Source organism: Superficieibacter sp. HKU1, from assembly GCF_029319185.1.
Classification (GTDB): domain Bacteria; phylum Pseudomonadota; class Gammaproteobacteria; order Enterobacterales; family Enterobacteriaceae; genus Superficieibacter.
On the sequence record NZ_CP119754.1, the window covers coordinates 574,403 to 586,472 of the forward strand.

Consider the following 12,070-nt stretch of genomic DNA (forward strand, 5'->3'; position numbering starts at 1 on the left):
CATGGGTATTTTCTCCATCGCGACTCAGCATGTTCGCTTTGCTGTCAAACTGGCCAGTGCTATCGTGTTGGCGCTGTTTGTCGGTTTTCACTTCCAGCTTGAAACGCCACGCTGGGCGGTGCTGACGGCGGCGATTGTTGCAGCGGGTCCGGCGTTTGCGGCGGGTGGCGAACCCTGGTCCGGGGCAATTCGCTATCGCGGTATGCTGCGTATCATCGGTACGTTTATCGGCTGTATCGCCGCGCTGACCATCATTATTCTGATGATCCGTGCGCCGCTGCTGATGGTGCTGGTGTGTTGCATCTGGGCCGGATTTTGTACCTGGGTTTCGTCGCTGGTGCGCGTCGAAAATTCCTATGCCTGGGGGCTGGCAGGTTATACGGCGCTGATCATTGTGATCACCATTCAGACGGCTCCCTTGCTGACACCGCAATTTGCCGTCGAGCGCTGCAGTGAAATTGTCATTGGCATCGTCTGCGCGATTGTCGCGGATCTGCTGTTCTCCCCACGCTCCATTAAGCAGGTTATCGATCTTGAGCTGGATAATCTGCTGGTGGAACAGTATCGCCTGATGCAGCTGTGTATCCAGCACGGAGACAGCGAAGAGCTGGATAACGCCTGGGGCGCGCTGGTGCGCCGCACGGCGGCTCTGGAAGGCATGCGCGGGAATTTGCTGATGGAATCTTCCCGCTGGTCACGCGCGGGCCGTCGCCTGAAAGCGCTGAATACGGTCTCTCTGACGCTTATTACCCAGGCGTGTGAAACCTATATTATGCAGAATACGCGCCCGGAACTGGTGACGGATACCTGGCGCGAGATTTTTTCCACGCCGGTAGAAAACGCACAGGATGTGCATAAGCAACTTAAACGTATTCGTCGCCTGCTGGTGTGGACCGGCGAGCGGGACACTCCCGTCACCGTCTATAGCTGGGTCGCTGCGGCTACGCGCTATCAGCTTTTAAAACGTGGCGTGGTGGGGAATGCCAAAATCAGCGCGGTGGAAGAAGACGTCCTGCAGGGCGAAGTGATTGTCAGGCTGGACTCAGCCGAGCGCCATCATGCGATGGTTAATTTCTGGCGCACCACGCTGTCGTGCATTCTCGGCACGCTTTTCTGGTTGTGGACCGGCTGGACCTCCGGCAGCGGGGCGATGGTGATGATTGCTGTGGTGACTGCCCTGGCGATGCGCCTGCCAAATCCGCGCATGGTGGCGATAGATTTCCTTTATGGCACGCTGGTGGCGCTGCCGCTGGGGGCACTGTTCTTTCTGGTCATCATTCCTTCTACTCAGCAAAGTATGTTGCTGCTGTGTATTAGTCTGGCGGTGCTGGCCTTTTTTATCGGGATTGAAGTGCAGAAAAGACGCCTCGGCTCGCTGGGGGCGCTGGCGAGCACCATCAATATCATCGTGCTGGATAACCCGATGACGTTCCACTTTAGTCAGTTTCTCGATAGCGCACTGGGGCAACTGGTGGGCTGTTCACTGGCGCTGATAGTGATCCTGCTGATCCGTGATAACTCGCGGACGCGTACCGGACGCGTGCTGTTAAACCAGTTTGTTTCTGCGGCAGTATCGGCGATGACGACCAATATGGCCCGCCGTAAAGAGAACCATTTGCCTGCGCTCTATCAGCAACTCTTTCTGCTGCTGAATAAATTTCCTGGCGACGTGGCGAAATTTCGCCTGGCGCTGACCCTGATCATCGCGCATCAACGCCTGCGTGACGCACCGGTGCCGGTTAACGACGATCTCTCGGCTTTCCATCGTCGGCTCAGGCATACCGCTGACCGGGTCATTTCCGCCAGCAACGACGACAAGCGCCGTCTCTATTTTACCGAACTGCTTGAAGAACTTGATGTTTATCAGGAAAAACTGCGCTACTGGCAGGCTTCGCCGCAGGTTACTGAGCCGGTTTACCGGCTGGTCGACATGCTGCATAAATATCAACATGCTTTGACCACCCACTAGGTTCCTGGCACAAAATGGAAAAAGCCTCGGCTGAGGTTGATGCAAACCGCCCGCGGCTATCGGGGCGTTTCCCTGTTAAGCGACTTTGCCAACCCTCTAAACCGACGTCAGAAGCGTCGGTTTTTTTATGGCTATACTTAAACGCTATAAAAGAAACACATCGGGAGGGCACATGGCAGCACAGACACTTCAGGAGCACGAACTCTTTCAAACAGGGTATCTGGTAGATGGCGTCTGGAAAACGCTCGACGCGACCTTTGATGTCGTCAACCCGGCAACAGGCGAGGTCATTACCCGCGTTGCAAAAGCCGGTAAAAAAGAGACCGAAGACGCTATTGCCGCTGCCAGCCGGGCTTTTCCGGGCTGGAGGGCGAAAACGGCAAAACAGCGCTCGGAAATCCTCTACCGCTGGTATCAACTGATTATCGAAAACAAACGCTGGCTGGGTGAGTTAATGACTACCGAGCAAGGGAAACCGCTGAAAGAAGCTGAAGGTGAGGTGGAATACGCTGCCAGCTTTATTCAGTGGTTTGCGGAACAGGCGAAACGTGCAAACGGCGAGATCATTCCGCCAGCGAAGCCGGGATCGCGCATCCTGGCGACGCGTGAACCGGTCGGCGTGGTGGCGGCGATCACTCCGTGGAACTTCCCGATGGCGATGCTTACCCGCAAACTCGGTCCGGCGCTGGCGGCGGGCTGCACTGGCGTCATTAAACCGGCAAACAATACGCCGCTTAGCGCCTTTGCCCTGCTGCAACTGGCAAAAAAAGCGGGCGTACCGGACGGCGTTTTGAATGCGGTGGCCGGGAGTACCTCCGACATTAGCGATGCGATCATGGCAAGCCCTGAGGTGCGGAAAATTACCTTTACCGGCTCGACCGCCGTAGGCAAAACGCTGGTGCGCAACTCCGCCGATACCATGAAAAAAATCTCTATGGAGCTGGGAGGGAACGCGCCGTATATCGTTTTCGACGATGCAGATATTGACGCTGCCGTGCAGGGCGCCATCGCCAACAAATTCCGCAACGCCGGGCAGGTCTGCGTGAGCGTCAACCGTTTCTATCTTCATGAAAATATCTACGACAGCTTTGTGCAAAAACTGAGTGACGCCGTCGGTGCGTTAAAAGTGGGGAACGGGCTGGAGGAGGGGGTAATCGTCGGCCCGCTGATTGAGCCATCTGCCGTGGATAAAGTGCGTGAACATATTGAGGATGCCGTCAGTAAAGGCGCGAAAATCCTCGCCGGTGGTAAAGCGCACGCGCTGGGCGGTAACTTCTGGCAGCCTACAGTGCTGGGGGACTGCAATGACGGCATGAAACTGGCGCAGGAAGAAACGTTCGGCCCGGTCGCGGCCTGTTTCCGCTTCACCTCGGAAGATGAAGTGATCAAGCGTGCAAATCATACGCCGTTTGGCCTTGCGGCCTACTTCTACACCCAGAATATGCAGCGTATTTTCCGCGTTTCTCAGGCGCTGGAAAGCGGCATGATTGGCGTCAACGAGTGCGCGGTTTCCACCGAAGTTGCGCCGTTTGGTGGCGTAAAAGAGTCGGGGCTGGGACGTGAAGGTTCCGTACTGGGACTGGATGAGTTTCTGGAAGTGAAAACCCTGCACATTGGGGGATTATAAGTAGCCGGGCGGCAGATGCCGCCCATTGGCTGTGGACCGGGCAATGAAAATTTATACTTTTGACTTTACGACAATAAAAAATCAAAGCGATTTCTATCGTGAATTCACGCGGGTATTTGCGCTGAAAAGCGAGCAGGTGAACGATCTGGATTCACTGTGGGACGTGGTGATGGGCAATGTGCTGCCGCTGCCGCTGGAAATCGACTTTGTGCATCTTAATGACACCAAACGTCGCCGCTACGGTGCGTTGATCCTGCTATTTGATGAGGCAGAAGAAGAACTGGAAGGGCAATTACGTTTTAACGTGCGCCATTAAAAAAAGCCCCCGGCGAACGGGGGCAAGGTCGTCGGTTCAGACGACGAGGGTTTACTTGTACAATTCTGCGGTGGCGTGCCAGTGGTCGCCGGTGCGCATTTCAGTGATGCGATAGCTGCTGGCGCCTTCTTTTTCCGCTTTTACTGCCAGTTCATGACGCATATCCATTGGGCTACCTGCGACGGCAGACGCAGAGATAGAACCCATCGACTGAAGGTTCTGTGCCTGTTCAGCGTTAACCTGATGGGCGGCTGCACTGGCGCCAAAGGACAGAACGGAGGCCAGGCCCAGGGATGCGATAATCATTACGTTTTTCATAATCTTTATTCCTTACAGGTGTCTGTATGCGGCATGGCGTTTTGTGTCGCTTTTTTATGGGATGCCGCAGTCGAGAAGATGGTTTTACTTAATAACCTTATTTATACAGTTCCGCAGTGGCATGCCACTGGTCGCCGGTACGTGCTTCGATAATACGGTAGGCGGATGCGCCCTGTTCGGTGGCTTTCTCATCCAGCATGGCACGCATGTCCATCGGAGCGGTGCCAACAGCGCCTACCGATACGGTACCGATAGCTTCGCGATTCAGCGCTTGCTCGCTGGAGATAGAATCCGCGGCGAAAGCACCAAAAGAAAGAACGGAAAGCAGGCTCAGGGTGGCTACAGTTGTTGTCATTTTCATGTTATTTACCTCGTCGAATTTTTTCGTAAGGGCCTTATTTCGTGACCCTCATCACAAAATCAAGTATACACTAATCACCCGGAAAATTAATAACAGACTAATTATAACATGCGTTAATAAGTTTTAATGATGGCATGCGCTATAACATAGTGGAATAAAAAAGGGATATTTTGTGCGCAGTGATGTTAACAAAATATTAAAAAACAGCAGGATAGGGGAATTTGATTTTTCGTGCGGTTTCTTCGAGAATCATTCACTGTGTGAATAAATTGAGAGCGTAGATCGCACTAAGTGTTAAAGGAAAAGCAGGGGATTATCGGGTTTACGTCGCGCAGAAGGGACATTCCCTCCAGCGTGGTCTGGAGGGAAAGGGGGATTACAGCTCCTGTTCGAACAACACCAGGATCGCTTCGTACAGTTCTTTTACCGTAAAATCGCGGGCAGGCGTGGTAAAGATCGTGTCATCCCCCGCGATAGTGCCAAGGATACCTTCCGCTTTACCTAACGAGTCCAGCAAACGCGCAATGAGCTGTGCTGCACCGGGGCTGGTATGAATAACCACAACGGCATCGTTATAGTCGATATCCAGCACCAGATTCTTTAGCGGGCTGGAGGTCGTTGGCACGCCCAGTTCTGCGGGCAGGCAGTAAACCATCTCCATTTTGGCGTTGCGCGTGCGTACCGCGCCAAACTTAGTCAGCATGCGGGACACTTTGGACTGATTGATATTTTCGAAGCCCTCTTCCTGCAACGCCTGGACGATCTCTCCCTGAGAACTGAACTTTTCTTCTTTAAGTAGCGCTTTAAACGCTTTGACTAACTCTTCTTGTTTAGTCGAGCTTCGCATAAGTCACCCAATCATGGCGGTAGAAACAACATTATTATGCATAGTGATGAATTTTTATGCAATCTATCTGCCGTGAATAAGGCTGAAATAATGTTATGAAAGGGAGGGATTTTATCAAATTTCGTTATTAAGGAACACGTCTGAGTCACAAGAAAGGGATCGACTTAAAAGTAAAATAATTGTTATCAAATTGATGTTGTTTTGGTTGGCCTCCACGGTGTAATGTAACCGCGTGTTGATACGCTATCGAAAGTGACTACGGCCTTCATAAGCAAAGCATATTGTGCCTTTTTTGCCTGCAATAATGCGTGTGATGACGCATTACCTGCGTAAGGCATTTGTGTTTGCAGGTGTCGTTAACTACTGTCACTGCCATGGAGTAACGGTCAATTATATTAACCATAATAAGGAGTTTAGGATGAAAGTTGCAGTCCTCGGCGCTGCGGGCGGTATCGGCCAGGCGCTTGCCCTACTACTGAAAACCCAACTGCCTTCAGGCTCAGAACTCTCCCTGTATGATATCGCGCCAGTCACTCCCGGCGTTGCTGTTGATCTTAGCCACATTCCGACTGACGTTAAGATCAAAGGTTTTTCCGGCGAGGATGCCACTCCGGCGCTGGAAGGAGCTGACGTTGTACTGATCTCGGCGGGCGTGGCACGTAAGCCGGGTATGGATCGTTCCGATCTGTTTAACGTCAACGCCGGGATCGTTAAGAATCTGGTGTTACAAATCACTAAAGCCTGCCCGAAAGCGTGTATTGGTATTATCACTAACCCGGTTAATACCACGGTCGCGATTGCGGCGGAAGTGCTGAAGAAAGCGGGCGTCTACGATAAGAACAAGCTGTTTGGCGTCACTACGCTGGATATCATCCGCTCAAACACGTTTGTTGCGGAACTGAAAGGCAAAAAACCGACGGAAGTCGATGTACCGGTGATCGGCGGCCACTCCGGCGTGACCATTCTGCCGCTGCTCTCGCAGATCCCGGGTGTGAGCTTCACCAGCCAGGAAATCTCCGATCTCACCAAACGTATCCAGAATGCGGGTACAGAAGTGGTAGAAGCTAAAGCCGGTGGCGGTTCCGCAACGCTTTCTATGGGCCAGGCGGCAGCACGCTTCGGTTTATCGCTGGTGCGCGCGCTTCAGGGTGAGCAGGGCGTAGTGGAGTGTGCTTACGTTGAGGGTGACGGCAAACATGCGCGTTTCTTCTCACAGCCGCTGCTGCTGGGTAAAAACGGTATCGAAGAACGTAAACCTTACGGCGAACTGAGCGCGTTCGAGCAGCAGGCGCTGGACGGTATGCTGGAAACGCTGAAGAAAGATATTCAGCTCGGCGAAGAGTTCGTTAATAAGTAAGTGTGGTAGTACCATGCCCGGTGGCGCTGCGCTTACCGGGCCTACAAAGGTCTCACAGCACGTTAACAGGCCGGGTAAGGCGAAACCGCCACCCGGCATCTCACTTACTCGGTTGCCGGGTATTCCTGAATCGTCACGTTCAGCTTCAGCTTCTTATCCTCGCGCATCACTTCCACCGGGATCACCGAACCCGGCCGAATTTCCGCCACCTGATCCATCGTCTCCAGTGCGGAGACCGCCGGTTTATTATTTACCGACACGATTACGTCGTTGACCTGGATACCCGCTTCCGCTGCCGGGCCGCCCGGCGACACTTCGTTAACCACAATCCCCTGAATCTGATCGATCCCCGCGCCCTGGGCGTGGAGCGGCGCGATTTCACGGCCGCCAATGCCAATATAGCCGCGGATCACCCGGCCATCGCGGATCAGCTTATCCATAATTTTGGTCGCCAGCTGGAAGGGGATCGCAAAGCCGATCCCTTCCGGCGTTTCGCCATCGTTGCTCTTATCAAAGGAGAGGGTGTTAATCCCCATTAGCTCGCCGAGCGAGTTAATCAGCGCGCCGCCGGAATTACCGTGGTTGATGGAAGCGTCGGTTTGCAGGAAGTTTTGTCGACCCGAGGGATTCAGGCCGATGCGCCCGGTGGCGCTGATGATCCCCTGGGTGATGGTCTGCCCGAGGTTATAGGGGTTACCAATCGCCAGCACCACGTCACCGATATGCGGTATGCGCTTGCGGTTAATCGGGATCACCGGCAGGCCGCCGGTGGCGTTAATTTTGAGCACCGCCAGATCGGTCAGGCTATCCGAGCCAACCAGCAACGCCTCAAAAACGCGCCCGTCCTGAAGCGCAACGATAATCTGGTCCGCATCGTTAATTACGTGCTTGTTGGTCACAATATAGCCGCGCTCATCCATAATCACGCCGGAGCCCAGGGTGCGGATCTCCAGTTGGTTATGGCTGGAACTGTTCATCCCGCGGTTGTAGACGTTCACCACCGCAGGCGCGGCGCGGCGTACGGCCTGATTGTAGCTGACCGGCGATTCGTCGGCACTGTCATAGTGCGGCGCAGAGTTGACGTTCCACTGGCGTAAAGAAGGCATGGCAGCCAGTAACAGACCGCCGACAATTAAACCGATAGCAATCGAGCGTAAAAGCTTCACAAGCATGATGCGGATATCATTGATAAGTAAACCGTCGCAGCATAGCACGACTTATCCGGACATCACACGTCAGGTGACATCCGGACGTGTCATTAATCAGCGCAGAAGCAAATAGATGCTCTCATTACCGCGCACGATATTCAGCGCGATGATAGACGGCTTCGCTTCCAGCGCTTTACGCATTTCAGCAATAGAATGAATACGCTCGCGATTAAGACCGGTGATCACATCGCCTTTATGCAGACCCGCCTGGGCCGCGGCGCTGTCTTTCTCGACCTCATCGACCGTGATACCTTTCGAGCCGTCCTTCAACTGGCCGTCGCTGAGTTTGGCGCCCTGAAGCGCCGGGGCGATCATCTCCGCGCTGGCAGAAGACGAGGTGCTCTTATCGAGCGTCACTTCCACATCCAGCGGTTTGCCGTCGCGCAGCAGCCCGAGCTTCACTTTACTGCCCGGCTCGGTAGTGGCAATACGTGAGCGCAGTTCGGCAAAGCTGTTTAACGGTTTGTCGTTCAGGCTGACGATGACGTCGCCCGATTTCACGCCCGCTTTCGCCGAGCCGGAATTGCGCAGCACTTCGCTGACAAACGCGCCGCGGGTAACGTTCAGATTAAACGCTTTGGCAATGTCAGAAGACATCTCCATGCCCTTAATCCCCAACAGCCCGCGTTTGATTTCGCCAAACTGAATCAGCTGCTGGGCGAGGGTGCGCGCCATATTACTGGGGATGGCAAAGCCGATACCGACGCTGCCGCCGCCCGGCGCAAGGATTGCGGTATTAATGCCGATCAGCTCGCCGTTAAGATTCAACAATGCGCCGCCGGAGTTGCCGCGGTTAATAGAGGCGTCGGTCTGGATAAAGTTTTCCAGGCCTTCCAGGTTCAGACCGCTGCGTCCCAGCGCGGAAACAATGCCGGAGGTGGCCGTTTGCCCAAGGCCAAACGGATTACCGACCGCCACCGCGAAATCGCCGACGCGCAGTTTATCGGAGTCGGCAATCGCAATCTGGGTCAAATTGGTGGCGTTCTGGATTTGCAGCAGCGCGATATCGCTCTGATCGTCGCTGCCAATCAGTTTGGCGTCAAACTCGCGGCCATCGTTAAGCTGAACGCTGATCTTCTGCGCCTGATTAATCACATGATTATTCGTGAGAATGTAACCTTTCGCCGCGTCAATAATGACGCCAGAGCCCAGCCCTTCAAACGGCTGCGGCTGTTGATCGGGAGCGACATCGCCGAAGAATTTCTTCAACTCTTCCGGCACTTTTGCACCCTGTACGGCGGTACCCTCAACCTGAACGCTGACCACCGCAGGCAGAACTTTTTCCAGCATGGGGGCCAGGCTCGGCAGCGCCGCCTGACCAGGAATCTGCGACGGCAGCGCCGCAGCAGCCGTAAAGGGTGCCGAAAGAGATAACCCGACACTCAACGCTAACGCACTCAACAGCAGGGTTTGTTTCTTCATCGATGCTGGCTCTCATACCTGAAGTGAAAGAAGACCATCCCAAAACAGTTTGATGTTATTGAAAATGTGGCCGGGTCACAATGCGATAATGATTAAATCATCGCTGGGATAAGAATAGTTGAAACGGGCGCAGCGCGTGCGCCCAGGAAGAAAAGGGCTGTCAGGGGAAATAGGGGGACCCGGTTCCCGGAGAGACCCAATCCGGCGGTTACCCCGCGTCATGGAGACAGTATGCCATCAAGCGTATTAATCGCGCTTCACGCCGTTACGCAGCAGACCCGATGCGCCTTCTGAGTAATCACGCGGCATCTGCACAGGAGCCTGATCGTTATTGGCTTCCGATTCCGCCAGACGGTTGCGGAAAGGATTATTTTCCGCCGCCATACCCGGCAGAAGGTTGCTGGAGCTTTTTGCCATATGCTGATAAATCTTACGATAATCATCAGCCATGTTATCCAGCAGCTCGGCACTGTGGGCAAAGTGGCTGACCAGCTCCTCACGATACTCCTCCAGCTCTGCTTTGTTCTTTTCCAGTTCGTACTGCAAAGCCTGCTGTTGACGTAATTTACGATTACCAAAACGCATGGCAACGGCACCGATGATGATACCGACAACTAAACCAATTAGCGCATATTCCCAGGTCATGTACATCTCCCGTTGTGTGTGATTCCGTAGGGTGTTGGCCGCGAGGCTCCATGCCCGTGCCCGATTATGCCACTATAACCGCTAAATCCTCAGAAGTGGAATCCCGGCCGCACATCGCGTAGTGTAGAACGGCCTTTTTTTCGCCAACCGTGAACGATGGCACCCTGATTTACAAGGAATAATAATAAGCCATGCAAAGCACTTCTCCGACATCGCGTTATCAGCAGGCCCTGCGTGAGGGCACCCACCAACCCGACGACGTCCAGCGGGAGGCGGTGGCGCGGCTGGATGCTATCTATCAGCAACTGGCGATGCAGCCTGAGGCCATCAGGCAAAACGGCGGTTTGTTCGCGAAAATCGGCAAACTGCTCGGCAAACAGGATAGTGTACAAACTCCTCCCGCGCGCGGGCTGTATATGTGGGGCGGCGTCGGACGCGGGAAAACCTGGCTGATGGATCTCTTTTACCAGAGCCTGCCCGGTGCGCGTAAACAGCGCCTGCATTTTCACCGCTTTATGCTGCGCGTACATGAAGAGCTGACGGCATTGCAGGGCGAGAGCGATCCGCTGGAGATTGTCGCCGACCGCTTTAAAGCCGAAACCGACGTGCTGTGCTTCGATGAATTCTTTGTCTCGGATATTACCGATGCGATGCTGCTGGGCGGGTTAATGAAAGCGCTGTTTGCCCGCGGTATTACCCTGGTCGCCACCTCCAATATTCCGCCGGACGAGCTGTACCGCAACGGCTTACAGCGCGCGCGCTTTTTGCCTGCCATTGACGCGATCAAAACCCACTGCGACATCATGAATGTCGATGCCGGAATCGATTATCGTCTGCGTACGCTTACCCAGGCGCACCTGTGGCTGTCGCCGCTGAATAGCGAAACGCAACAGCAGATGGACAGCCTCTGGCTCTCACTGGCGGGCGCTAAACGCGAACATACGCCGGAGCTTGAAATTAACCATCGCCCGTTCCCGACGCTGGGCGTTGAAAATCAGACCCTGGCGGCGTCGTTTACTACCCTGTGCGTGGATGCCCGCAGCCAGCATGACTATATCGCGCTCTCACGGCTGTTCCATACGGTACTGCTGTTTGATGTGCCGGCAATGACGCCATTAATGGAGAGCGAAGCACGACGTTTTATCGCGCTGGTGGACGAATTCTATGAGCGGCACGTGAAGCTGGTGGTTAGCGCTGAACGTCCGCTGGAGGAGATCTACCAGGGGAGTGCGTTACAGTTCGAATTTCGCCGCTGTCTGTCGCGTCTGCAGGAGATGCAAAGCGAGGAGTATTTACGGCTTGAACATATGCCGTGAGGGGACGCAGGCCGTCTGCTGCGCGCAAAAACCCTGCTGCGAATCACAAAAAGGGGTCGATCTTTGACCCTGACTTCTCTATAATCCTGCGACCCCACGTTACAACGATGTTTTTTTCCCAAAATGTCGTGTGCCGGTTTAAACATATCCGAGGGGGTAGGTTTACTGGACAATGTCGTGTGAGCCTCATGTGTTTTGAAGCGTTTGGGTGTTCACCAACGTGTAACTAATTTATTTGGGTAAGCTTTTAATGAAAACTTTTACAGCTAAACCAGAAACCGTAAAACGCGACTGGTATGTTGTTGACGCGACCGGTAAAACTCTGGGCCGTCTGGCTTCCGAACTGGCTATTCGTCTGCGCGGTAAGCACAAAGCGGAATACACTCCGCACGTTGATACCGGTGATTACATCATCGTTCTGAACGCTGACAAAGTTGCTGTTACCGGCAACAAGCGTTCTGACAAAGTGTACTATCACCACACTGGCCACATCGGTGGTATCAAACAAGCGACCTTTGAAGAGATGATTGCTCGCCGTCCTGAGCGTGTGATTGAGATCGCGGTTAAAGGCATGTTGCCAAAAGGCCCACTGGGTCGTGCTATGTTCCGTAAACTGAAAGTTTACGCAGGTAACGAGCACAACCACGCGGCACAGCAACCGCAAGTTCTTGACATCTAATCGGG

At 54.0% G+C, this 12,070-nt stretch carries 12 protein-coding genes; 6 read left to right on the plus strand and 6 right to left on the minus strand.

What is annotated here, in order from left to right:
• Position 1: 1 nt before the first annotated feature.
• The 3 genes from aaeB to P0H77_RS02815 all read left to right on the plus strand — a co-directional run bounded on the left by aaeB (position 2) and on the right by P0H77_RS02815 (position 3,912).
• Positions 2 to 1,969 (plus strand): p-hydroxybenzoic acid efflux pump subunit AaeB, encoded by a 1,968-nt coding sequence (gene aaeB, locus P0H77_RS02805; RefSeq protein ID WP_276163487.1) that lies wholly within the window; start codon positions 2 to 4, stop codon positions 1,967 to 1,969.
• A 172-nt stretch (positions 1,970 to 2,141) separates the two neighbouring features.
• Positions 2,142 to 3,596 carry an NAD-dependent succinate-semialdehyde dehydrogenase gene (locus tag P0H77_RS02810; protein ID WP_276163488.1) on the plus strand — a complete coding sequence of 485 codons (1,455 nt, stop codon included), beginning with the start codon at positions 2,142 to 2,144 and terminating at the stop codon, positions 3,594 to 3,596.
• Positions 3,597 to 3,639: 43 nt separating this feature from the next.
• Positions 3,640 to 3,912: a hypothetical protein gene (locus tag P0H77_RS02815; protein WP_276163489.1), complete on the plus strand. Its 273-nt coding sequence runs from the start codon at positions 3,640 to 3,642 to the stop codon at positions 3,910 to 3,912.
• A 51-nt stretch (positions 3,913 to 3,963) separates the two neighbouring features.
• On the opposite strand, the gene yhcN (P0H77_RS02820) is transcribed toward P0H77_RS02815, so the two are convergent.
• From yhcN (P0H77_RS02820) to argR, 3 genes are all read right to left on the minus strand, one after another.
• Entirely contained in the window at positions 3,964 to 4,230 is a 267-nt protein-coding gene (yhcN, locus tag P0H77_RS02820) for a peroxide/acid stress response protein YhcN (RefSeq protein WP_276163490.1), read from the minus strand.
• A 97-nt stretch (positions 4,231 to 4,327) separates the two neighbouring features.
• Entirely contained in the window at positions 4,328 to 4,591 is a 264-nt protein-coding gene (gene yhcN, locus P0H77_RS02825; protein WP_276163491.1) for a peroxide/acid stress response protein YhcN, read from the minus strand.
• Positions 4,592 to 4,967: 376 nt separating this feature from the next.
• A complete protein-coding gene (gene argR / locus P0H77_RS02830) occupies positions 4,968 to 5,438 on the minus strand; it encodes a transcriptional regulator ArgR (RefSeq protein WP_103675627.1) in 471 nt (156 codons plus the stop codon).
• A 418-nt stretch (positions 5,439 to 5,856) separates the two neighbouring features.
• Between argR and mdh the strand changes: the two genes are divergently transcribed.
• On the plus strand, positions 5,857 to 6,795 hold the full coding sequence (gene mdh, locus P0H77_RS02835) for a malate dehydrogenase (protein WP_276163492.1): 939 nt from the start codon (positions 5,857 to 5,859) through the stop codon (positions 6,793 to 6,795).
• Between the two features lie 104 nt (positions 6,796 to 6,899).
• Here the strand turns inward: mdh and degS are convergent, their stop codons facing one another.
• From degS to zapG, 3 genes are all read right to left on the minus strand, one after another.
• The gene (gene degS, locus P0H77_RS02840; RefSeq protein ID WP_276163493.1) at positions 6,900 to 7,967 is read right to left on the minus strand and encodes an outer membrane-stress sensor serine endopeptidase DegS; all 1,068 of its coding nucleotides are present in this window, start codon (positions 7,965 to 7,967) and stop codon (positions 6,900 to 6,902) included.
• 90 nt (positions 7,968 to 8,057) lie between these two features.
• Positions 8,058 to 9,425 carry a serine endoprotease DegQ gene (gene degQ, locus P0H77_RS02845; RefSeq protein ID WP_276163494.1) on the minus strand — a complete coding sequence of 456 codons (1,368 nt, stop codon included), beginning with the start codon at positions 9,423 to 9,425 and terminating at the stop codon, positions 8,058 to 8,060.
• A gap of 246 nt (positions 9,426 to 9,671) precedes the next feature.
• Positions 9,672 to 10,070 (minus strand): Z-ring associated protein ZapG, encoded by a 399-nt coding sequence (gene zapG, locus P0H77_RS02850; protein WP_176920405.1) that lies wholly within the window; start codon positions 10,068 to 10,070, stop codon positions 9,672 to 9,674.
• 191 nt (positions 10,071 to 10,261) lie between these two features.
• Here zapG and zapE point away from each other — a divergent pair, with 191 nt between their 5' ends.
• Complete coding sequence (gene zapE, locus P0H77_RS02855; protein ID WP_276163495.1) at positions 10,262 to 11,386, plus strand: cell division protein ZapE; 1,125 nt, start codon at positions 10,262 to 10,264, stop codon at positions 11,384 to 11,386.
• Between the two features lie 250 nt (positions 11,387 to 11,636).
• Positions 11,637 to 12,065 carry a 50S ribosomal protein L13 gene (gene rplM / locus P0H77_RS02860; RefSeq protein ID WP_276163496.1) on the plus strand — a complete coding sequence of 143 codons (429 nt, stop codon included), beginning with the start codon at positions 11,637 to 11,639 and terminating at the stop codon, positions 12,063 to 12,065.
• The last annotated feature ends 5 nt before the right edge of the window (positions 12,066 to 12,070 follow it).